Origin of the sequence: Eubacterium ramulus ATCC 29099 (assembly GCF_000469345.1) — a bacterium.
Classification (GTDB): Bacteria; Bacillota; Clostridia; order Lachnospirales; family Lachnospiraceae; genus Eubacterium_I; species Eubacterium_I ramulus.
Genome location: NZ_KI271158.1, coordinates 61,287 through 82,556, shown reverse-complemented (window position 1 = coordinate 82,556; position 21,270 = coordinate 61,287). Strand labels below are relative to the sequence as shown.

The following is a 21,270-nucleotide window of genomic DNA, read 5'->3' as shown; positions in this document are numbered from 1 at the left end:
TCGGTTCCTCTTGCGGAATATTCCATTGTCCGACAGAAACACATCCAGGCTTGCCGCGTCCCTGGCGGTGTTGTTGTCGGAGGCAAGGGGTGTGGGAAACATCAGCCGCGACGATAAAAGTTCGCTGGCGCTCATGCCATGCGCCGACACCGCAAGCCGGAAATACGAATGGGAGAACAGCGTATCCCGCTTTTGCCAGGTCAAAGATCGTTTTGTCGAGCCCCATATTGATGAAGCCAGCAACATTTTCCCCAAGCACCCAACGGGGCCGCAGCTCGGTAATAACGCGGCACATTTCCGGCCACAGGTAGCGTTCATCCGCAAAGCCCTTCCGTTTTCCGGCGGTGGAGAAGGGCTGACAGGGAAAGCCGCCTGAGATAACGGTAACTGTTTCAAGTCCTGTTTTTTCAAAAAACGCCTCCTTCGTGAAAGTAGTGATATCCCGGAACCTGGGAACATCCGGCCATCGTGCGGAGAGGACGGAGTGCGGGAAATCCGCCCACTCACACTGGCAGACGGTTTCAAACCCGGCAGCCTCCGCCGCCAGGTCCAGACCGCCAATGCCGGAAAACAGGCTCACATGGGTCAGTTTATTCATGGTCCTTCGGCGCACGGAACGGTTCGATCTCACTTTCCAGCTCCGCAAGGACCGCCTCCATATCCGCCGTGACCGCCTTACTTCTGGCAATCAGCCGGTTCATCACATCAAAGAAGGTTTCGCCCTCCTGTTTTTCTTCCGTATGCAAATAGCGGGGATCATTCATGTTCGTTTTCTCCTTTCCCGGTTTCACCAAGTTTTGTTGTCATAATGCTGTAAAGTTCATTGTCCTTCGGGAAGTCATCCACAAAAGGAAGGATCACGTTGCCGAAGAAGATCAGCCCCTCGCCGGGGCCTGCGTTGCTGATATGTGCCGCCTGCTGGTTGGAGATATTCAGACGCTCACAGAGGATTTTTCTGTCTCCGCTGGCCTGGTTCAGAAGGTACACAAAATCGCTGTTTTCAAAGATATTTTCAATCTCCGGGGAGGAAAGCAGGTCCTTAATGTTCTGCGTGATCCCCGTGGGGATACCGCCCCATTTGCGAAAGCGTTTCCAAATCTCTACGCTCCAGGAACCAACCTCGCCGCGCAGCAGAAGGTGGAACTCGTCCACGAAATACCAGGTGGATTTACCCTGATCCCGGTTTTGTGAAACACGGTTCCATACCTGGTCCTGGATCACCAGCATACCCAGGCTTTTGAGCTGCTTTCCCAGCTCCTTGATATCGAAGCAGACAATGCGGTTGTTGATATCCACGTTGGTACGGTGGTTAAAAACATTCAGGCTGCCATGCACATACAGTTCCAGTGCCGCCGCGATCCGCTGTGCCTCCGGCTCCGGCTGCCGTTTGATCTCGTCATACAAATCTTCCAGCAGCGGCATATTCTCCGGGCAGGGGTCTGCAATATAGGGGCGGTACACGATCCGCACAGCACGGTCAATGACCGTTTTCTCCACCGGCTCCAGACCGTTCCGGCCGCCTGCCGCCAGTTCACAGAACGACAGGATAAAGTCAGATTTCAACGCCAGCGGGTTATCATCTTCGCTGTAATTGAGATTGATATCCATAGGGTTCACATACTGCGTGCTGGTAGGCGAGATTTTGATGACCTGGCCTTCCAGACGGTTTACCAGCGGAAAATATTCCGCCTCCGGGTCGCAGATCAGGATGTCGTCCTTTGTGTTCAGGAACACACCCACAATGGAACGCTTTGCTGAAAAGCTCTTACCGCTGCCGGGTGTGCCTAAGATCATGCCGTTGGGCGTTTTCAGCTTCTTTCGGTCGGCAAGGATCATGTTGCCGGAAGTGACATTGAGGCCATAGTAGAGAGCTTCGCCACCGTGGAAAATCTCCTGTGTGGTAAAGGGAACGAATACTGCCACCGCCGAAGTGGTAAGCCCGCGCTGTATCTTAATGCGGTTGACACCCAGGGGCAGAGCCGACACGAAGCCGTCCTCCTGCTGGAAGTCCAGCCGCACCAGGGAGCAGTTATATTTCTGCGCCACGCTTGCCGCACGGAGAAGGTCATTCTCCAGCTTTTGCTTGCTGTCCGCAAAGTTCACCACCAGGAAGGTCATTAGGAACATTCGCTCATTTCTGCTTTGCAGGTCACGGAGGATGTTCTTTGCCTCGCCTGCGTAGGTGGCAAGGTCAGTGGGGATGATATCCATATCGAAACCTTCCCGCACTGCCTTTTTCTGTGCATCGATCTTCATACTGTCAATGTCAGTGATCTTCCGCTTGACCGTTTTGATTGCCTCGTTCTGGTCCATGCTGCGGATATGGAGGCTGACAAGCAGCCCGCTGTCCGTATCCAGCAGTTCGGTGAGCATACGGTCATCCATTTCCGGTGCGCTGATCTGCAGAAAGGACACGGCACAGAATTTATCCGCCATCGTGAACTTCCGTGCTTCACCGAAGCGGAAGGAAGATGGTGCGATAAAATCCTGAACCGACAGGCCGGAAGGGGCAAGCCAGCTCCATTCAAAGGCAAACCGTTCCCCGTCCGGGTGCAGGATGCCGTGGAGCATTTCCAGCCACTCTTTGCCGCCAAGTTCCTTCGCCAGAGCACCCATGACCTTGAAATGGTTGAGGGCATCCATGACGATCCTGGAAAACCGTGCCCGTGCGGTTTTGCTGTTCCGCGCCTCGATGGTGAGGATCAGGTACTTTGTTTTGATAAGCCCGTTGTTGCCCCGTTCAAGCTGCTTGCGGAGCATCTGCGTGTAAAGCTCACGGATATGGTCGAAGTGATCTCCCTGCGCCGCGATCTCGATACGCTTCACAAAATCCTCCCGGTTCATGCGGCGGCTCACAAGAGATAGCTGCATCCCGATAGAAGCGTCATGGGCGTTATACATATCGCAGAGGGCTTCAAAGATCGCTGTCTGATCGTCAGGTTTCGCAAGCTGATAATTCACATCCTCGAACTCGATACACTTCGACCAGGTGTGATCGTCCAGTTTGCACAGGCCGTCCGGATACATCTGGCGGAACGGTAAGGTATCCTGTGCGGAATGTACCCTGCCGTCGCCTCTGGCGGTTTCCAGGATACGGCTGATCTCACGCTTTTCTGCGGCGGTCAGCTTTACCGTGGGTTTTGCTGCCTGCCGTGCCTGCGGCTCTGGCTTTCGCTTTCTGAACAATGGCTTTCACCTCCTTTTCAGCCTGGGCCTGCCGCTCCAGGGCTGCGTAGAAATTGTTTGTCTGGTAAGGCCGTTCCTTCGTCCGCAGGAACATACAGCGGATGATCTGTCCGGCCACCACCTCCAGGGGTTGGCCGTGCCGCTCATACATGGCGAGCAGAAAGAACGGGAGCATGACGATAATCATGCAGAACGCGGCGGCGCTGTTGCTGGCCGTGCGTCTGAGCAAAAAGAAAAGCGGTACTCCGATGAGTGCCGCCGCTCCGAAACATATAAGCTGCCGTTTGGTAAGCCCAAACAGCACTTTGGATTTTACTTTCGTCAAATCCTTTGGAATGGTTACATACGCCAATTTATCAAGCCTCCTTAATGCGCTCCGAACAGGCTCTTAGAGAGGCTGCCGGTCTTGAACAGGGCGAAGCACAGCAGGACCGTGTAGCCCATGCAGGCCCATATCGCGCCTGAGATATTTCCATCCGTGGCGATACTCTGTACCAAAACAGAGTAGATTCCCACGCACACCATGATTAGAAATGCCTGGAACGCCAATGCAAACAGGGATTTCAAGTAGTTCTGCCCCGTATGGCTCCAATCCCGGTTCGTCATAGTGGCAAGCGGGATTGGTCCAACGGAAGTTGTCAAATACACCTCGATCATGCGGCCGTAGATGACAAGCATGATACAGATGGAAAGGGCGTTCATGGTAAGCCCCACGAAAAGGGACTGGAACCACAGCCCGAACAGTTCTCCCGTGCCCAGGGCTTCAAGCTGCGCCTCCATATCCGTGATGACGCTGCTGATATCAATGGAGGTATTCCCGATGATGACGCCTGCGCTGCTGTTCACAACGCTTTGCCCCACATCGAAGATACCCATGACGATATTCCATGTGTTCGTCACAATGAGAACGGCACAGAAGGTCTTGAAAATCCACTTGAAGAACATCCAGGTATCTACATCGTGCAGATTGTTTTTCTCTGTCACAAGCTGGATCAGCTCATAACACATTACGAATGTCAGGATAACCCCGGCGATTGGAACGATCACCGTTTCAGAGAGGTTTCGGATCATAGAAAAGACGCCGCTGTTCCATGCCAGCGGCGTCTGTCCCACTTCACCGGCGATCTCGCCTACTTTGGTATTGACCGTATCGAACATGCCCGACAGGTTTCCCGTGATTCCCTCGATGAGCAGTCCTCGGAGCCATTCATCGAGTTTGTCGAGTATGCCGCCCATAAGCGATCACCGCCGGACGATCAACCGAACAGGCCGGAGAGCAGAGGTACAAGGGTGATGCCGATGAGGGCGACACCGCCGCCGGCCATCAACTGTTTCATACCCTGGCTTTTGGAAGCAGGGTTGTCCTGGCCATAACCTTCCAGAAGGTTGATAACGCCCCAGATACCAAGACCTGCGCCCAGGGCCACTACGAGAGTCTGCAAAACACCAACTGCACTGTTGAAAAATTCCATAAAATAATCCTCCTAAAAAATGTTTTTGATTTTGGGTTAAGTCGTTGCGTCAATCTCGTACACATCGAAGGTGTCCGTGGGTTTTACCACGGCACGCTGCTTCTTCATGTACCGTTCCATGTCAAAGACATTTTTAGGGTCGGCGTCGGCCGTGTATCTGTAATTCGGATGCCGGGTGAGGTCGTACTTGTCCGAAAGGAACGGGCGCACGCCCCGCAGCATGAAGATACACTTGCCGCCGTCCATCACTGCCAATTCGTCCTGGGTCATCAACTCCTTTCCTAATTTTTGATAACTGAGGCCGTGGGAAACCTGGCTGCCCCGGTTTTCGGACTGGTTATAGAGATCAATGGTCTCTTTCCCCAGCAGCTCCGAAATTTCCTTGAGGGTGGATTTCTCCTTGCCTCCCAAAAACAAGGTGCTGTCACAGTTACCGACGATGGTATCCGCCGCATCCTTGTAGATGGTCTTTAACTGGCTCTGCGACTGCAAAATAATAGAAGCCGATATCTCACGGCTTCGGATGGTGGCGATTAGCTTATCGAAGTTCGGTATCTGGCCGATGTTGGCAAACTCGTCCAGAATCAGACGGACATGGACAGGCAGCCGTCCGCCGTAGAAGTCATCCGCCTTGTCGCAGAGCAGATTGAAAAGCTGACTATACATGAGGGCGGCCACGAAATTGAAAGTGCTGTCCGTATCTGACAGGATCACAAACAGCGCCGTCTTTTGGTCACCCAGGGTATCCAGTTCCAGTTCGTCATATTCCATCAGGTCCCGCAGCTCCTTGATATCGAAGGGAGCAAGCCGGGCACCGCAGGAAATGAGGATGGATTTTAAGGTCTTGCCCGCCGCCATCTTGAATTTGCGGTACTGCTTGACGGCAAAGTGGTCCGGCTCCCGTTCCTCCAACTGAGAAAAGAGCAGGTCCACCGGGCTTTGATAAGTTTCGTCATCCTCTCTGGCTTCACTGGCATTGATAAGGTCCAGAAGTGTGATGAAGTTCTTTTCTTCCTCCGTGGCCTCATACCAGATGTAGCCGATCAGTGCGGAATAATAGAGGCGTTCTGCTTTGACCCAGAAATCTTCCGAAGATTTTTCGCCTTCGCCCTTCGTGTTCATAATCAGGGCGTTCACCAGCTTTAAGATATCTTTCTCTGATCGGATATAAGCCAGCGGATTGTATTTCATGGATTTTTGGAAGTTTATCAGGTTGAGGCACTTGATACGGTATTTCTTCCGTTCCAGGAAAGCGCCGATCTCCGGCAGCAAGGTTCCTTTCGGATCAGTGCAGACATAGGACGAATGAGCTTGTAGCAGCGACGGCTTACAGAAGAACCGCGTCTTGCCGCTGCCGGAACCGCCAATCACCAGAATGTTTTTATTTCTGGCATACTTCGGCTGCTTTGGACGGCTCGCCATCGTAATCCGTTCCGTCTGCGTCATGGGGATGTTCTGGAAAAAGTCCTTGTCCATGTAGGGAGCGATATCTGCCGCCGTACCCCAGCGGGCAGAACCATACTCGATCCCGTGGCGATACTTCTTAGCGTTCTTGCCTTTCAGGTAGACCGCCATGCGAAGGATCACCGCACCCGCTATGCCGATCAGCAGGTCCGTGGGATGGAAACTGAGCCACGGGGAGGAAAGGGCTGCCGTGAAGCCGTCCCCAATGGAGAGCAGCTTGCCGGAAAGGTCAGCACCGGGCGCAAGCCGGAAAGCCTGTGCCAGCTTATCGAAGGGATACACGAACAGAAGATACGGGAGATTCAGCAAAAACAGTTTTTTCATGTTCATCTCTGCACGCTCCGATCTTTGACCTTTACTTTCTCCCGGTCAATGGTGCGGTGTTCCACTTTCTCTGCCGCCTGTTCCTTCGCCTGGGTCAGCCGCTCCCGGATGGATGGCTTTTCCTCACGGCTCATTTTCCGGCTGGCAAACTCCTGAAATGCCGCTGTGATGGCATCCGCGTCCCGGCTTTTGAAAAAGACCAGGTAACGGGGCTGCGCTGCGGCGGTGTCCTTCTTCAATGCAAAATCCACATGGTATTTCTTCGCCACACGGGAGAAAGCCTTGATATTCTTGTCGCTGATCTCGATATTGGCAAGACCGGCGTTCTGGCTGGCAAGCTGTTTAAGGCTCTGCCTGCCGCGGTAGATTTTTGGCTTCTGGCTTTTCTGGATTTCCTCTAGGAACTTTTTGACGGCCTTTTCAAAGACCTGCTCACTTAGCTTGGCTCCGTCAACAATGAGTGTCACGGCGCCCCGCGTTACTTCCTCCTGCATTTAGCCTCGCCCCCTTTGCCCGTCCCCGTACATATCGTGCTGCACCAGGGAAGAATAGTAGCTGTTGATGGTGGTCGGAGCGTTATACAGCGCCGCCAGAAGGTATTTCTTGATATTGCGGACATAGGTGGTGTTGTCCTTCATGCAGTCCATAACATACTGAACATGGGAGCTGTCCAGCTTCATAAACCGGGACTTTACCACCTCCGCCGGATAATCGTCTCCGGCAATGCGGATGACTTTGCGGGCAGAACATACGGTATCCACGATCAGGTCAACGATCTCGTCAAGCTGCTCACGGTCGATATGGCTGTCCTGCACCAGATAGCTGTACTCGATGTTGTCCAAAATCACTTCACGATAACATTCTCTGGCTCCCATCCGATCCGTTCCCATCCTTGCCCCTGCGGGGGTAGGGGGATTTGATTGGATAGGATTTGATAGTTCCGTACTTGATAAATCAGTCTTTGTTTGATTAGTATTTAATTGTGCGGGGTTTTCCGTACACGGTTCCGCCGTATCCGGGATACCCATATCCGGGTTTTCCGTATATGGCTTTGCCGTACCCGGTAAAGGCGTACCTGGGCTTGACGGCGGTTCGCACTGAGGCATTTCGTAAATGACATACTCGGTATCCGTGATCTTGCCTTTTTCATCCCGAAGCTGGGTGCGCCGGATATACCCGTGGTTTTCCAGCTCCTTCAATGCCGCACCGATGCTGTCCACACCTTCCCGGCAGATTGCCGCAAGACCTCTGGTGGTGTAATTCCACTCGTCAGGGAGCGACAACATCATGGACAGCAGCCCCTTGGATTTCAGGGTCAGCGTCCGATCTTTCAAGTGATGGTTCGACATGACCGTATAATCACGGGTCTTTTCAATACGAAAAACAGCCATCTTCGCACCTCCTTCCTGTGAAAATAAAAAGTGTTGATTTTGAGCGGTTTATCCGTCTGTATGCCTCCGTTTTCTCCTGCATGGGAAAACATCCACGCCCTGTTCAGAACGAAAGCCACGGAGGAAGAAACAGAAGATATCCCACTGATTTTGATACATTTTGGGGGCGGCTACCTCTCACGGTCTTTATGGTCATAGTGGAGATCGCCGGAAAGCACCTTCGCATGGTTACGGATTTTGATATGTCCCTTTTCCTGATTTTCCAAAGCCTTGCTGTATCCGGTGTCGGTCAGGAACAGGCGCATTTTCTCACCCTTCCAGCCAACAGGCGAGTCATGGGTAAGAACATCAAAGACGATCATGTGTCTGGTCGCCGGGTCGAAACGCTCCAAAGCCATAATGTCATGGCCGGATAACTTCTGCGCCCCGGATTTCTGTCTGGCCTCTGCCAACATTTCCCCGATGGTGCGGGCTTTCTCCGGCAGACGGTATTCGGCCTGCACCTTGCGGATCAAATCCATGCACTCCTGATCCGACAGGGGGCGGAGCTTGTCCAGAAGGCCTTCCGCCGTTTCTTTCGTTGCCGGGTTCGGCGCATAGCGCCATGTCATGTAAATCTCATTCAGGGCAGCGTTCTGATTGGTATTTTCAATCTGAAACACCATCCTCATTTCTGCGTCTGTCAGTTTCATTGCCAGCCTCCTTCAAAAATGGGTATAAAAAAACGCCATAGGTTTTTTGAGCCTACGGCGTTTCTTGCGATATTCACAATTCTAAACTTTCCAGCCACTCGTCAAAAGATTTCTTGGAAACGCGGATCGCATTGCCTATGCGGACGATCCTGAACTCCTCCTGCTTGACGAGCTGATATGCGGTTGTGCGGCCGATGTTGAGCATGGCCGCAATCTGTTCCACGGTATATGTACGCGGTTCCGGCAGTGACTTTTTCTCTTTCTTGTCCATAGTAACCTCCATGTATTTGCCTTGTCATTTTGACTAAGGGAGTGAAGAATGGCAGTAGCAATCGGCTTTGGCTGTGTGTCCTCTTGCTAAGAATTTGCTAATAGGACCACCCAACGGACACATAAAACTGCGTCAGAATAGGTGTTTTGCACCATAAAGTTCGTTTACTACAAGTCATTCTGCGTAAGGGATGATATTGGAAGTTACATCCGAACCGTGTATCACATGGTAAGCCATACTCCTAAGCGGTAGGCCGGGTGTTCGAATCACCTCGGGAACGCCAAAAACTTCGCCGGAAAACCCAGTAAAATCAAGGGTTTCCGGCGTTTTTTCATTTTTACGGGAAAAGAGAAAAATGGTGAAATTCATAGATTTTCATTAGCAAATTCTCCGTCAGCTAATGGAAATTAGGACTAATGTCGTCCGCCTTTCAGGTGTACGGCTTGCTAATAAAAATTAGCAGGATTTTCGCCATTTTGCTAATGAAAATGCCCTCTCTGCTAACGGGAGAAAAAAACGAGCAAAATTCTTGCTAATGGACAAGGCGGTTGTTACCCTGTTAATTAGTTCATTTAGGGGTGTCAAGCTGCAATCGCACACTACCTCTATGCCCTTTCCTATTATATAATTGTGAAAACAGGAGGTGGTTGTTTTGAAAGAACAGAAATATCATTTATCCGTTGGAGTGTTATCGTTAGGTATGCTTTCGCTCGGCTTGCTTTCTCTCGGACTGTTTGCAATAGGGCTTCTGTCCGTAGGCTGTTTTTCTGTCGGCATTTTTGCGATCGGAGCAATCAGTTTGGGTATTATTTCTCTCGGAGCAATCGCAATTGGCGATTTTTCCGTCGGAGCATTATCGATTGGAAAATATTTTGCCCTTGGTGATAATGCAAAAGCGATGATTGCGTTAGGAGATACCGAAGCCGCAGGAAGTGTATTTCAGAAAATCGGCGAGCTTTCCACGCAGAATATTACTACTGTAAAGCAATCGCTCGATACGGTTGTTCCGTCTTACCTTTTGTGGGCTAAAGAAATCATCAACCTATTTTTATAAGGATTTAAGTGCTGTCAAATACTTTTGACACCGTGTTTTCAGCGAAGTAAAACAGGTTTGATAAACAGAAAAAGAAGAAGTGATTATTCTCAGAGTAGGTCAAGAGAGGAATTTTTATGGAGCTGAACGCACAGATAAAAAAATACCGAACAGAGCTTAATCTGTCCCAGGAGGAATTGGCTGAAAAGGTATATGTGACAAGACAGACGATTTCAAATTGGGAGAACGGAAAGAGCTCCCCTGATATTCACAGCCTGCTGTTTCTCAGTTCATTGTTTAATGTATCTCTCGACCAACTCATAAAAGGAGATATAGAGACAATGAAAGAAATTATCAACGAATGTCTGCTATACTTAGTACACAGAACATCTTGTTTTTTCACAAAATACCACCTATGGTCAAATAACAACCATCTATCGGGAAACAGTAGATTTTGTTTCCCGATATTCTTATACTAAAGCCGTGGAAAGGAGGTAAGCAAATGCAGATTGAGATTAAAATCGATGAGCACTGCACTGAACCGAAAATCACCATTGTGACAAACAAGGTGACAGATGAGGTTAATGAAATAATGAAAAAACTTGCCGGGGAACAGAAACAAATGATTGCAGGCTTTCAAAATGAACAAGTGACCGTATTGGAGCCAAATCAAATTTATCGTATTTTCGCTTCAAACGGGAAAGTATATGCCGAAACAGAGCTTCAAAAATATGTTATCAGGCTAAGGCTGTATGAAATGGAGCAACGCCTTGCAAGCAATTCGTTCGTGCGAATATCTAATTCTGAAATCATCAATCTCAAAAAAGTAAGAGGCTTTGACCTGAGTTTTACTGGAACCATTTGTGTTTCTCTTTCGAACGGAACAGTTACTTATGTTTCGAGGCGATATGTCGCCAGAATCAAACAATTATTAGGAATATGAGGTGATAAAATGAAAAAACAGATACTTTCGCGTGGATTTGTAGGATTTCCTGTCGGAATAGCCATTGGTTTTGTGATTACCTTGATTAGTTCCGCATGTGTTGGAGACGGCTCATATTATCCTGTCACACCGGAGTTAATCGGTTCGATGGGTAATGAGTTGAACGCCGTCATTTTACAGACTGTTCTCTGCGGGATAATTGGTTCGGGTTTTGCAATGGCTTCTGTTATTTGGGAACTGGATTCGTGGAGCCTTGCCAAACAAAGCGGCATATACTTTTTAATTGCGTGTATTATAATGCTGCCAATTGCCTATATAACAAACTGGATGAAACATTCTATTGCCGGCATTCTTTCCTATGTAGGCATTTTCGTTGTGATTTTTGTCATTGTTTGGATAGCCCAATATCTAAATTGGAAACGCAAAATAAAAAGAATGAACGAATGCTTCAGAAAAGGAAAAGATACAAAGTAAGTTGTGACGCATAGAAAGGGCAAATCGGGTAGGAGGTAAATAATTATTTTATTTACCGTCCTCCCACACCACCTGGCATACGGTTCCGTACCAAGGCGGTTCCTTAGTTTTCACATATTTTCAAATAGAACTCTGTGAATGTGGGATAACCCCATTCACGGAGTTTTGCATTATTCAAGGCAAACTGTACCATTCTGTTGCTACTACAATTCCAGATACCCTGCCGCATAGCTGCGTGCCATTGGATATACTCTTCCTTCATTCCAAGTTCTTTCAGTTTCCTATATCTTGTTTTGACTTTCCTAAGCCTTGTAGAACCGTTCTTTGAAGCACGGTTGCTTCGTTGCTTGAATTGTCCAGATTCATTTACACCAGGATCAACACCGGCAAATGCGGTGATAGCCTCTCGATGTGTAAAACGAGATACATCCCCGATTTCAGCAATCAACTGAGATCCATAGGTTTCACCAACACCGTACATGCTCATTACGATTTCGTATTCGGGCAGTGTAGAAACAAGCTCATTCATTTCTTTACGAATGATTTCGATGTGTTCCGATGCCAAACGCAACTGTTGAATGCTTTGCTGAATAAGGAGTTTGTAAGATTTTTCCTTTGGGAACACTGCAACAAGTTGTTTAGATTCCTCGAATAGTAAGGCTGGCTTATTTTTCTGGTAGTTATAATGATGCTTCTTACAGAATGCTTCATAACGTTCCGTAAAGGCCTTTAGCCCAATTTTGCGGACACAATCAACATACCAAAAAGAATAGGCATAATCAACCCACTTTTCACTACCATCGTCTCTAGTGGGGCTGTCGAAGAGTTTGTTCACACCGGGATAAGTATTATCTAGGAGTGAAATAAGATTGGTTTTGGCAGCAACTTTCTGTTTCATGAAGAAAGTGAACTGCGAATTTAGTGTTTTGAGTTGTTCTCTTGTAGTATCCATACTTGAATACTCACGCAGTTCTGCCCAGTTGTCAAGAGCATACTTAGCGATTTTTCTCGCATCAGCGGGATCTGATTTTACTTTACGGAGTGTATTTTGTTTTTGACCCTTAATCAGTTTTGGATTGACGGCAGAAATAAAAATACCTGCTTCAGATAAAGATTTGACAACAGGCTCGTGATAACGACCTGTACATTCAATGACGGCTCTGATTTCACCCTCCAGAGACTTGAGATAGGTTACAAGGGTGTTCAGCTCATCAGATGTATGTAGGACATCAAAGGGTTTGCGAATAACAACTCCTGCGGGCTGAATGATAGTGATGGTGCTTTTGAGTTTAGAAGCATCAATTCCGACTGCGTTGTACATAAAGGGTTCCTCCATAAGTTGAAATTGTATGGTATCCAGCATTCCTCATTGCTTATTCAATCTCCTGGGGACTCAATCGGACGTGCACATAGCAGTCCCACCTACATAAATCGAACGGCTGTAATGATAAGCTGGCTGACAGGCTTTCCTGCGGACGCCCAATGGTCCAAGGAGTAATAGGTCAGACCGATACTTATCTATCTTACAGCTTTAGCAACAAGAGGGAAACATCCTAACTGGCTGTTAGGTGGTGTATCCCCTACAACTTATATATTAGGAGGAGTAAGGGAATTCACACAGGACTTCCATGTTCAAAGTCCTGCATGTTCAGATACGAATATCGGCTATGCATTAAGTATCATCAAAAATTATGAGTACAAGCCGGAAGAATATGCACTGCACAACGGAAAAGTAAATCCGATTGAGAGAAAAAAAGCAAAACAGCATCAGGCAGAGAAAATGGAAATGACCGCAGTCTCATTGGAGGAAATGCTTGGTGACAAAACTGCAGAACAAACATTGTGGCAGAAGGTGAAGTCTTTCGTTTCTGGATTATTTAAGAAGAGATCCTTCTCGAGTTAAATGACTTCTAGTTAGTATCAGACTAGGGATATCCCAAGAATCAGACAATCTGCATTTATGTATGGAAAGATAAGAATGAGCAGTTATCCTGGCAGACCGGAGTCTATAATCAAAAGCTGAAACAATTTTCAGTTTGCTACGGCGCAACGATGTATTCCATTAAGCAGGACAAAGTAATTGCCTGGAAGAAGATGAATGCAGATGCTGTGGCATTGGAGATAGAAGACAACAGAAATTAAAACAAAAATATAGAGCTAAGAAAAACACAGGGGGGGAATACAATGTTTGGATTTGATAAGATGTTTGACTTTAATTGTGATGGACACTTGGATTCATTTGAAAGAGCTGCACAGTTCCAATTCATGGATGCGATGATGAAGCATGAGGAAACAGATTCATTTGATGAGGATGAAGAGGAAGATGTCTTCGCAGATGCGGGACTTGATTATGATGAGTTAGAGTTTATGGATCCAGATGAAAGAAGAGAAGTTCTGGAAGATGCAGGACTGGATCCAGATGCGTTTGATTTTTAGGTTATGAACAGTAGCTAAGGCCAACAAATGGTCTTGGCTATTTGGCGTTTATAGACATTTCTGATGGATGGCGGATAGTTGCGGCAGGTCAAATGAAAAAATAGATACCAGTTCTTTCTAAATGTCTTGACTTACAACGTTCAAGTCAATATCATTTTTGACTAATAATTGCCCAATCCGCAACATTTATGCCCAAAGAAAGTAGGGGTATGATATACTGTACTTAGAGAACTTTGTTTGCAAAAAAATCTATTTAATTGATGTTCTTCAGGAGGAATTATGGCTGTATCATACAAAAAATTATTTAAGTTACTGATTGATCGGGACATGAAGAAGAAAGAACTGAAGGAACTATCAGGAATAAGAAATAGTACCATGACTAAACTTGCAAATAACGAGAATGTCACCGTAGAAGTAATGGCAAAAATTTGCAATGCGTTAAATTGTAGTATGGATGATGTTATAGAAATTTTACCTGATAGGGAGGAGAAGTAATGGCAAAATTGATTGATCAAGAGCCGAAATATGAAGGGGAGAAAAAAGTTTGGCATGCCTTTTCAAAAAATCTTCCTACTGACTGGGTTGTTTATAACACTAGAAGTGTAAATGGGCGTGAGTATGATTTTTGTGTATTAGCTCCAAATGTAGGATTATTTATCGTAGAAGTTAAAGGCTGGCATCCATATGGTATTTTAACTGTTGTAAATTCAAATACTATATTTTTGGAAGGAAAGGAAAATCCAGAAGATAGTCCGCGTAGCCAAGCAAGGGGATATAGATTCGACTTGTTAACTAAGATTCAACGAGAATTGGGAATGAATCCGCTGGTAATGAGTTTTGTTTGCTATCCTATAATTTCGGAAAAACAGTATTTTGAGAAAGGCCTTAATGTTGTTTCAGAGACAAATGAAACAATTTTTGAAGAAGACTTGAAAGACTCTGTTAAATTATATCAGAAATTTATGGCCCGATATAATATTGACAAAGGTGTGAAGCATGATGAACTGGATGCTAAAAGATTCGCATTGATTCGTCATCATTTTGAGCCGACTTTTGATTTGAAAGCAGAAGAGCAGGCATTAAATCCAGGATATTCTCGACTTAGAATATTTAGAAATGCTTTCAGTGATGAAAATGCTGTGGAAATAGCAGATGAATACTTTAAAGGTATTAAAGAAATTGTATTCGTATCATCCAAGGCAGATCTGTTGAAAATAGTAGACGAATTTAAAAAAAGATTTTCTGAAAGAAGGATATGGCCAGAAAAAGGTAACCTTACAATTGGAAAAGGATCAATTGAGTTAGAAAAAATAGGTGATAGTTTTAACATTTTTAACTGTGAGATAGAAGTTGTGCCTGATTTGGAAGCCTATGTCGATGCAGACACCCTTATTGAAGAAGGAGTTGTTTCTGATGAGAATCAGAATGTATTAGAAAATTTAGCTAATGTAACTGCCTTCAATTTCCAACAATATAAGATTGAGCATGCAGCCAGCGATAAGAATATATTGGTTACAGCGGGAGCAGGGACAGGAAAAACCTACTCTATGGTATCCAGAGTGGCATATCTTTGTAACAGAACTGCAGATGCGGTTGTTGATATTTCTGGTGAAATTGTAATGATCACATTTACAAATGATGCTGCAGATAATATGAAGAGCAGATTAAAACGGATGTTCATGAATTATTTCATTCTCACATCGAATGAGAAGTACATGCATTTAATTGAGGACATGAATCAAATTCAAATTTCAACCATCCATAAATTTGCGATTTCATTGTTGCAAAAAGATTGTTTAAGAATGGGGCTTGGATACGATAGTCAGATTACCAGTGAGACCTATAATAGAAAACAACTTTATCATTATTATTTGAATGTGTATCTTGATGAAAAGAATGAATCAAATCCAAATTTTGTTCATCAGTTGACCATGCCAACATATAAGATTGAAGAGTTATTAATTACATTCTGCGATAAATTATATGATCGTAGTGTGGATATTAAAAATATCCCTATAGAAAAGTTTGGAAATCCGATTGCTAGTATGCCGTATTTCAACGAACTTATTGAGCAGGTTATGTTGAAGGCAGAGAAGGATTATGCAAATCAGTTAAAAAAGAATAATTTAATTGGACTTCGTGAGTGTATGATACAAATTCATAATTTGGTTGATTCTGGTAAATTGATGAAACAAGGCCATAATTATAAATATGTGTTTGTAGATGAATTTCAGGATACGGATGATGTTCAGATAGAGACCATTACCGGACTGCAGAAAATGTTTGGTGATCAGTGCCGATTGTTTGTAGTTGGTGATTTAAAGCAGAGCATTTATAGATTTAGAGGTGCTTCTTTAAGTGCGTTTACGAAAGCTTTAAATACAAAGAATATTGGTGAATGGGAGGAACATTCCCTTAATCGAAATTATAGAACAGATCGAAGATTGTTAGATTGTTTTCATTATATATTCTCTGACATGGGAACCGAAAAATTACTTCCTTATGAAGAGGAAAAAGATCGTCTCAGAAGTAGGGTGAAAAAAGAATATGAAGATGATGAACTGATTGAGAAAATCGATATTCATAGCAAGAAGAAGGAAGGTTTTTATGATGAATTATTTAAGGCTGTAAATGTTCAAATTGAGAAGTTGACACGTTTAAATAGAACTCAAAAGCTTTCGCCGGAAGAGCAAACAATCGCGATCCTGGTAAGGTATAATTGGCAGATTAGTAACATTGTGAAAGAGGCAGAAAAAGCTGATATCAACATAAAAGTTACAGAAGGTGGCGATTTATATCGTATTTCGTCAACGTTTGATTTGTATAGACTTGTTATGGCAATCACGCATCCACGCAACAAGGTGTATTTGACAAATTTAATGAGATCAAATTATGTATCTATGGATATAAATTTGGCCAAAATTTCTGGATATACAAAAGCAAATAAAACAGAAGAACTAATACGATTATTAGACGAATATTTTATGCTTCACATAGGCAAAACATGGAAGCAAGTCGTTGCTGACTTTGAGTCCAGACCGGTTTTAGTTGTTTTAAGGGATATTTATCAGGCAACAAAACCGTGGACACGATGCAGAGATGAGAATGCGAAGCGTGAGTATAGAGAGAACTTCGAGTGTTTGATTGAAAAATTAACACGGCAGTATGCTCATGAGTACATAACAATAAATAAGGTATATGAGTTCCTGAAAATTAATATTACTACTTATCAGCAGGAAGCATCTCGTTCTAAGAAAAATGAGGCTAACGACATTCAAGTGATATGTACCACTATACATAAATCTAAAGGATTAGAGTATGGTACTGTGATTCTGCCGTTTACAAATGAAGATATTTCCAATATTAATGTCGGTGGTTTAAACGTCAACATAATCGATGGAAAAGTTACATATAGTTTTTCAACGGATAAGAAGAGCTCTGATTTCAGTGGTGGCTTTGATGAACAGACTGAAATTCGGGAGAAGATGGGAGAAGAATCTAGAATTCTTTATGTTGCATTGACGCGGGCTATACGAAATGTAGTTTGGTTGCATGATTTGGACAAAGATATTATTAACAGTTGGGGAAACTATCTGGAGGTAAGTGATTCATGGCAATAATTATATATACATATAGTAATCCTTATAAAATCAATAAGGAACCTTATTGGGCAATGATAAAAAATAGTTTCCAGTTATGTGTTTCACAGACACTTGTTAATGGATTATGTGACCAATACTCAGAGTTTTATAAAGGGAAATTGACGACAATTTCTCGTTTTATTAACAATTTATATAACGATTGGGAGAGTGACGCTACTGCAATAAATCAGAGAGCAGTAGTCGATAACTTGATTGAGTATATAAATTTTGATCAGGTGATCAATGAGAAGATTGATTTGGATGATATTAGGTTATCTCTTAAAAGAAATCGTGCATATGTTTTAGATAGCATTCGAATCATGTTTGAATTAGGAATGAAACCTGAAAACATTAAAGAATCTGAATTGACGTATGAGCAGAAATGTGTTGTTGCAATTTATAAAGAGTTACTTGATTCAAAGAATAAGCACTTTGTCTTGAAAGATGATTTCAAACAGGATGAAATCGACAAAGCTATTGATATCACTATAGAAGATGCTTTGCGAGAAGAAAACAAACGAGATCAAATCAAAAACATAAAAAAGGACATGGTTGTTATCCATGGAATACATCAGTTTTCTCCGATTATGCTTAAGACGATTGAGACTTTGGGGAAATTTAAAAATGTAATTATCTTGTTTAACTATTTGCCGGATTACAAAAACGTATATCAGACGTGGCTTAATGTATATTCTTGGTTTGAAAGTAAAATTATGATTTCATCACAGAATCTCTTTAACAATAGCCATGATTTCCTAGGCAGAAGAATTGCTGATAATATGGCAGCTATGATAGCTGGAAGTACAGCTACAATAGATTACTCTGAGCAGATTAAAGTAGTAGAATTCGATAATCAAACTGAATTTGCGGGATATATTGCAAAGAAATTTGAAAAAGCTGAACAAGAAAGAGAAAAAGATAAATTTGCACATCCAGCACTATATTACATGGATGAGCAAGTTTATTCGGCTAATAGTAATGTAAATGAGATATTAAAAATTTATTTTCCTGAGCAGTTTGGTGAAAGAAACTTTTTGGATTATCCTATAGGACACTTTTTTATTTCTATCACCAATATGTGGGATGATGAATCTCAGGGGATGTATATAAAAGATATTCAGGATATATACGAATGTTTGTCATGCGGAATCATTGAGGAAAATCATTCCGGTGAGTTGGTGTCTATTTTTGATCGTTGCAAACTGTTTTTTGCAAAAGAGACCACAATTAAGGGTATTAACAAAAAACTTAAAAAATTGAAATCAAAGATAGATAATTTTGAACCAGGTGATCCTGAAACAGAGGAACTTTCAAGAATCGAATATTTCGATGTTAGTTGTGATGAAATCAATCAATTAATTGCTGCTTTAAAAGACCTGAACAGCATTGCAGAAAAATTCTTTATAGATTTTAATAATCAAAAAAATGATTTCAAGGCCTTCTATAAAAAAATATCTGATGTGCTGATCACAAAAGTGCTGGATAAGGAAGATATTGATTCTGATTTTAAGGACATCGTTCAAAGAGTATTGCAAAGATTAAATGAGGTTAAAGATATTGAAGCGAGTGCTTCATTTGATTGCTTACGTGAAACGATGCCGTTATATCTCCAACAGCTTCCGAAAGAAGGAAAAGGAGCAAACTGGATTGTTAGAAATTTTGAGCAGATTGACGGTGATGTGCTTAGAAAGAACTCGAAGGATCATCAAAAAAAGTATCATTTCGCATGTCTTTCAGATCAGGACATGAGTATTACCCATAGGGACGAGTTCCCTTGGCCGTTGGATATAAGCTTTTTTGAGATAGCACAGGCACCGGTTGATTGGAAATATCAGGTTTATGTTACCTCTAGAATGGAGTACAAGAATTTCCGTCGATACGCCTTGGTATACGGATTAGCATTTAGTAGATGCAATATCGTGCTGAGTTATATTAAGAATTCATCAGATAAAGAAAATGAGTTGTATTACTTGTTGAAGATTCTTAATGCGAAGCCAGAACCATATCAAGTAGATGATCCTAATGGCTATATGAAAAACGATAATTATATTAGTATAGAAACGCCACTGTATGAGACTTTTTCACAGTACGATTTAATGAAATATAGATTATGCAGATACCGCTTTTTATTAGAGTCAGTGATTGAGGGAAAGTCAATCTATAAAGATGAATTTCTGTTGGGTCAATATATGACAATTATTTTGGAACACAGAGCACGAAAAGAATTTTCGGGAAAAACGTATGTTAAGAGCATTGTGAGAAATTATTTAAGTGAGCAAATGGATGAACTGTCTTCTGATTTTCCGTTTGTATCTCCATCTGATGTGATCGACATCATAAATGTGGCTGAAAGCTATATCGAAAAAGCTGCTGTGCAGCATGGAAAATTCACAAGCATAAAATCAAATGAGATAGACTATATGCTTAAAAGAGAGCTCTTCCTTACTGTTCCGAACAGCAAGTCTGCTGATGAAAATCTTAGAGAGGTATTTAAAAATTCTACTCAAGCAGAAGTGGATGCAGTTTTAAATGAAAATAACTTAGATAAAGATAAATATGTAAAAATGCATAATATCCTTTGCGATAAATGTGCAGATAAAGATATTTGTTTAGAAGTTTTTAGAACTGCAAAGAAATAAGCGGATTAAGGAGCAATTATGTTACACAAAGGATCATTCGTAAGATGTCCAATAGACTTAGAACATCCACGGGAACCAAGGATATTTGCAACAGGAAAAGTGGTTAGTGTTAATGAGTTTAATGAATCTGCTCACATAATATTTGAGGATCCATTTGGATACAAAAAATATTTTGAATTTATTCCAAAAGAAGTTCAGGAGGCACCGCTGTCTATTCTAGATCACTGTCATTTGTTTAAAGGATCTAAAGTTAAAGTGGGAAAAGCTGCGGCTGAAATAGTGGAGTATAAAGTTCGAGAGGATGGGAGATATGATTATTATATCCTTGATGATGCCACAAAAACTTATCGGTGTATTGAAGAAGAAAAAATAACGGCTTCTTTTTTTTCTGGTGCTGCAAACCCTGATCGACAATTAGAAAAATATGAGTTTCAGAATCCTTGTTGGTATTTGGGTCGGCAAATAGTCAAGGAGACGATGAATATTCTTGATAATTCTATCTTTGGATTTAAGGAATTGGCAGGCTGCAAGATCTATTTAAAAGCATTTCAGATTAATACCATTATGAGATGCCTTCAAAATGATAAATATAGATATATGCTTGCAGATGAGGTAGGCCTTGGAAAAACAATAGAGGCTTGTTCTGTGCTTAAGGTGTTCCTTAGTAATAAAGCTGAAAAAAGAGTATTAATTACAGTTCCCAAGGCATTGGTGGCTCAATGGAGAACGGAATTGCTTTTTAAATTTGGAATAATGGAGGGGGAAAATCCAAACGGTCATTTTCTCATGCTAAGAGCAGCTGAGGACTTAGATAAATCGGCATATAATTGTCGATGGGATTTTGTAATTGTTGATGAGGTTCATAATTATATAAAAGATTCCACAAGTTATGCAAAAATTCATAGTCTTAGCAAAAATGCCGATAATATCATTTTATTAAGTGCAACACCGATTCAACAAAGAAAGGAAGAATATCTTAGATTATTAAGGTTAATCCAACCTGATTTATATGATTCTGTTACCATTGGCGAATTTTCTAAATTAATAGAGAAACAGAATAAAATTTCTCGTTTGACACATTCGCTGCTGGATGATATCGATAGCTTCAAATATGAATTATTGCCAGAGGTTGAAGAAGAAAATCCTCATGATGATGAAGATGTACAGGATCAATTAGAAGAACTGAGGGATAGTTTGGATGAGCTGTCAGACTTAATCAATGACGATATTCTGACAACGATGATTTTGGATTGTATGATATGCAAGTCGTTATTTCGTATGTCTGTGATAATTATCAGATAGAA

General features: G+C 43.1%; 21 protein-coding genes. 9 read left to right on the top strand and 12 right to left on the bottom strand.

Annotated features, from left to right (window positions below; all coding sequences use genetic code 11):
- The 11 genes from HMPREF0373_RS11615 to HMPREF0373_RS11570 form a co-directional block, all read right to left on the bottom strand.
- Window positions 1-598 (bottom strand): DNA cytosine methyltransferase (locus HMPREF0373_RS11615; RefSeq protein WP_021739916.1); only part of this gene is annotated, 598 nt, incomplete at its 3' end.
- Window positions 591-764: a hypothetical protein gene (locus tag HMPREF0373_RS17035; protein WP_021739915.1), complete on the bottom strand. Its 174-nt coding sequence runs from the start codon at window positions 762-764 to the stop codon at window positions 591-593. The genes HMPREF0373_RS11615 and HMPREF0373_RS17035, both read right to left, overlap by 8 nt.
- Window positions 757-3,186, bottom strand: coding sequence for a VirB4-like conjugal transfer ATPase, CD1110 family (locus tag HMPREF0373_RS11610; RefSeq protein WP_044964165.1), 2,430 nt, complete (start codon window positions 3,184-3,186; stop codon window positions 757-759). Before HMPREF0373_RS11610 ends, HMPREF0373_RS17035 begins: the two co-directional genes overlap by 8 nt.
- Window positions 3,104-3,538, bottom strand: coding sequence for a PrgI family protein (locus tag HMPREF0373_RS17380; RefSeq protein WP_021739913.1), 435 nt, complete (start codon window positions 3,536-3,538; stop codon window positions 3,104-3,106). The genes HMPREF0373_RS11610 and HMPREF0373_RS17380 overlap by 83 nt, the downstream gene beginning before the upstream one ends.
- Window positions 3,539-3,552: 14 nt before the next feature.
- Window positions 3,553-4,422 carry a VirB6/TrbL-like conjugal transfer protein, CD1112 family gene (locus tag HMPREF0373_RS11600; RefSeq protein ID WP_021739912.1) on the bottom strand — a complete coding sequence of 290 codons (870 nt, stop codon included), beginning with the start codon at window positions 4,420-4,422 and terminating at the stop codon, window positions 3,553-3,555.
- A 20-nt stretch (window positions 4,423-4,442) separates the two neighbouring features.
- A complete protein-coding gene (locus HMPREF0373_RS11595; RefSeq protein ID WP_005541840.1) occupies window positions 4,443-4,658 on the bottom strand; it encodes a Maff2 family mobile element protein in 216 nt (71 codons plus the stop codon).
- 36 nt (window positions 4,659-4,694) lie between these two features.
- The gene (locus tag HMPREF0373_RS11590; RefSeq protein WP_021739911.1) at window positions 4,695-6,452 is read right to left on the bottom strand and encodes a VirD4-like conjugal transfer protein, CD1115 family; all 1,758 of its coding nucleotides are present in this window, start codon (window positions 6,450-6,452) and stop codon (window positions 4,695-4,697) included.
- Window positions 6,449-6,940 carry a PcfB family protein gene (locus HMPREF0373_RS11585; protein WP_021739910.1) on the bottom strand — a complete coding sequence of 164 codons (492 nt, stop codon included), beginning with the start codon at window positions 6,938-6,940 and terminating at the stop codon, window positions 6,449-6,451. The genes HMPREF0373_RS11590 and HMPREF0373_RS11585 overlap by 4 nt, the downstream gene beginning before the upstream one ends.
- Entirely contained in the window at window positions 6,941-7,837 is an 897-nt protein-coding gene (locus tag HMPREF0373_RS11580; RefSeq protein WP_021739909.1) for a DUF6017 domain-containing protein, read from the bottom strand.
- A gap of 170 nt (window positions 7,838-8,007) precedes the next feature.
- Window positions 8,008-8,322, bottom strand: coding sequence for a DUF5720 family protein (locus tag HMPREF0373_RS17875; RefSeq protein ID WP_416316104.1), 315 nt, complete (start codon window positions 8,320-8,322; stop codon window positions 8,008-8,010).
- Window positions 8,323-8,602: 280 nt separating this feature from the next.
- Complete coding sequence (locus HMPREF0373_RS11570) at window positions 8,603-8,800, bottom strand: helix-turn-helix domain-containing protein (RefSeq protein WP_114000934.1); 198 nt, start codon at window positions 8,798-8,800, stop codon at window positions 8,603-8,605.
- A gap of 652 nt (window positions 8,801-9,452) precedes the next feature.
- Between HMPREF0373_RS11570 and HMPREF0373_RS16105 the strand changes: the two genes are divergently transcribed.
- The 4 genes from HMPREF0373_RS16105 to HMPREF0373_RS11550 all read left to right on the top strand — a co-directional run bounded on the left by HMPREF0373_RS16105 (window position 9,453) and on the right by HMPREF0373_RS11550 (window position 11,250).
- A complete protein-coding gene (locus HMPREF0373_RS16105) occupies window positions 9,453-9,854 on the top strand; it encodes a hypothetical protein (RefSeq protein WP_049946834.1) in 402 nt (133 codons plus the stop codon).
- 116 nt (window positions 9,855-9,970) lie between these two features.
- Complete coding sequence (locus tag HMPREF0373_RS17805) at window positions 9,971-10,312, top strand: helix-turn-helix transcriptional regulator (protein ID WP_021739905.1); 342 nt, start codon at window positions 9,971-9,973, stop codon at window positions 10,310-10,312.
- Between the two features lie 23 nt (window positions 10,313-10,335).
- Window positions 10,336-10,776: a LytTR family DNA-binding domain-containing protein gene (locus HMPREF0373_RS11555; protein WP_044964161.1), complete on the top strand. Its 441-nt coding sequence runs from the start codon at window positions 10,336-10,338 to the stop codon at window positions 10,774-10,776.
- 9 nt (window positions 10,777-10,785) lie between these two features.
- A complete protein-coding gene (locus HMPREF0373_RS11550) occupies window positions 10,786-11,250 on the top strand; it encodes a DUF3021 domain-containing protein (protein ID WP_021739903.1) in 465 nt (154 codons plus the stop codon).
- 103 nt (window positions 11,251-11,353) lie between these two features.
- Here HMPREF0373_RS11550 and HMPREF0373_RS11545 read toward each other — a convergent pair whose 3' ends face one another.
- The gene (locus HMPREF0373_RS11545; protein WP_242831210.1) at window positions 11,354-12,571 is read right to left on the bottom strand and encodes an IS110 family RNA-guided transposase; all 1,218 of its coding nucleotides are present in this window, start codon (window positions 12,569-12,571) and stop codon (window positions 11,354-11,356) included.
- Window positions 12,572-13,434: 863 nt separating this feature from the next.
- Between HMPREF0373_RS11545 and HMPREF0373_RS11540 the strand changes: the two genes are divergently transcribed.
- The 5 genes from HMPREF0373_RS11540 (at window position 13,435) to HMPREF0373_RS11520 (ending at window position 21,268) form a co-directional block, all read left to right on the top strand.
- Window positions 13,435-13,686 (top strand): hypothetical protein, encoded by a 252-nt coding sequence (locus HMPREF0373_RS11540; RefSeq protein ID WP_021739901.1) that lies wholly within the window; start codon window positions 13,435-13,437, stop codon window positions 13,684-13,686.
- Between the two features lie 279 nt (window positions 13,687-13,965).
- Entirely contained in the window at window positions 13,966-14,181 is a 216-nt protein-coding gene (locus HMPREF0373_RS11535; protein WP_021739900.1) for a helix-turn-helix domain-containing protein, read from the top strand.
- On the top strand, window positions 14,181-17,306 hold the full coding sequence (locus HMPREF0373_RS11530) for a UvrD-helicase domain-containing protein (RefSeq protein WP_021739899.1): 3,126 nt from the start codon (window positions 14,181-14,183) through the stop codon (window positions 17,304-17,306). The genes HMPREF0373_RS11535 and HMPREF0373_RS11530 overlap by 1 nt, the downstream gene beginning before the upstream one ends.
- Window positions 17,297-19,966, top strand: coding sequence for a hypothetical protein (locus HMPREF0373_RS11525; RefSeq protein WP_021739898.1), 2,670 nt, complete (start codon window positions 17,297-17,299; stop codon window positions 19,964-19,966). The genes HMPREF0373_RS11530 and HMPREF0373_RS11525 overlap by 10 nt, the downstream gene beginning before the upstream one ends.
- Before the next feature lie 18 nt (window positions 19,967-19,984).
- A complete protein-coding gene (locus HMPREF0373_RS11520; RefSeq protein WP_021739897.1) occupies window positions 19,985-21,268 on the top strand; it encodes a type III restriction enzyme, res subunit in 1,284 nt (427 codons plus the stop codon).
- The last annotated feature ends 2 nt before the right edge of the window (window positions 21,269-21,270 follow it).

Excerpts from the sequence above, each read along its gene's own strand:
- HMPREF0373_RS11595 (WP_005541840.1), bottom strand. The coding sequence starts at position 4,658 with ATGGAATTTTTCAACAGTGCAGTTGGTGTTTTGCAGACTCTCGTAGTG.
- HMPREF0373_RS11535 (WP_021739900.1), top strand. The coding sequence starts at position 13,966 with ATGGCTGTATCATACAAAAAATTATTTAAGTTACTGATTGATCGGGAC.
- HMPREF0373_RS11570 (WP_114000934.1), bottom strand. The coding sequence starts at position 8,800 with ATGGACAAGAAAGAGAAAAAGTCACTGCCGGAACCGCGTACATATACC.
- HMPREF0373_RS11600 (WP_021739912.1), bottom strand. The coding sequence starts at position 4,422 with ATGGGCGGCATACTCGACAAACTCGATGAATGGCTCCGAGGACTGCTC.
- HMPREF0373_RS17035 (WP_021739915.1), bottom strand. The coding sequence starts at position 764 with ATGAATGATCCCCGCTATTTGCATACGGAAGAAAAACAGGAGGGCGAA.
- HMPREF0373_RS11590 (WP_021739911.1), bottom strand. The coding sequence starts at position 6,452 with ATGAACATGAAAAAACTGTTTTTGCTGAATCTCCCGTATCTTCTGTTC.
- HMPREF0373_RS17805 (WP_021739905.1), top strand. The coding sequence starts at position 9,971 with ATGGAGCTGAACGCACAGATAAAAAAATACCGAACAGAGCTTAATCTG.
- HMPREF0373_RS11520 (WP_021739897.1), top strand. The coding sequence starts at position 19,985 with ATGTTACACAAAGGATCATTCGTAAGATGTCCAATAGACTTAGAACAT.
- HMPREF0373_RS11525 (WP_021739898.1), top strand. The coding sequence starts at position 17,297 with ATGGCAATAATTATATATACATATAGTAATCCTTATAAAATCAATAAG.
- HMPREF0373_RS11555 (WP_044964161.1), top strand. The coding sequence starts at position 10,336 with ATGCAGATTGAGATTAAAATCGATGAGCACTGCACTGAACCGAAAATC.
- HMPREF0373_RS11580 (WP_021739909.1), bottom strand. The coding sequence starts at position 7,837 with ATGGCTGTTTTTCGTATTGAAAAGACCCGTGATTATACGGTCATGTCG.
- HMPREF0373_RS11585 (WP_021739910.1), bottom strand. The coding sequence starts at position 6,940 with ATGCAGGAGGAAGTAACGCGGGGCGCCGTGACACTCATTGTTGACGGA.
- HMPREF0373_RS11545 (WP_242831210.1), bottom strand. The coding sequence starts at position 12,571 with ATGTACAACGCAGTCGGAATTGATGCTTCTAAACTCAAAAGCACCATC.
- HMPREF0373_RS11550 (WP_021739903.1), top strand. The coding sequence starts at position 10,786 with ATGAAAAAACAGATACTTTCGCGTGGATTTGTAGGATTTCCTGTCGGA.
- HMPREF0373_RS11530 (WP_021739899.1), top strand. The coding sequence starts at position 14,181 with ATGGCAAAATTGATTGATCAAGAGCCGAAATATGAAGGGGAGAAAAAA.
- HMPREF0373_RS11540 (WP_021739901.1), top strand. The coding sequence starts at position 13,435 with ATGTTTGGATTTGATAAGATGTTTGACTTTAATTGTGATGGACACTTG.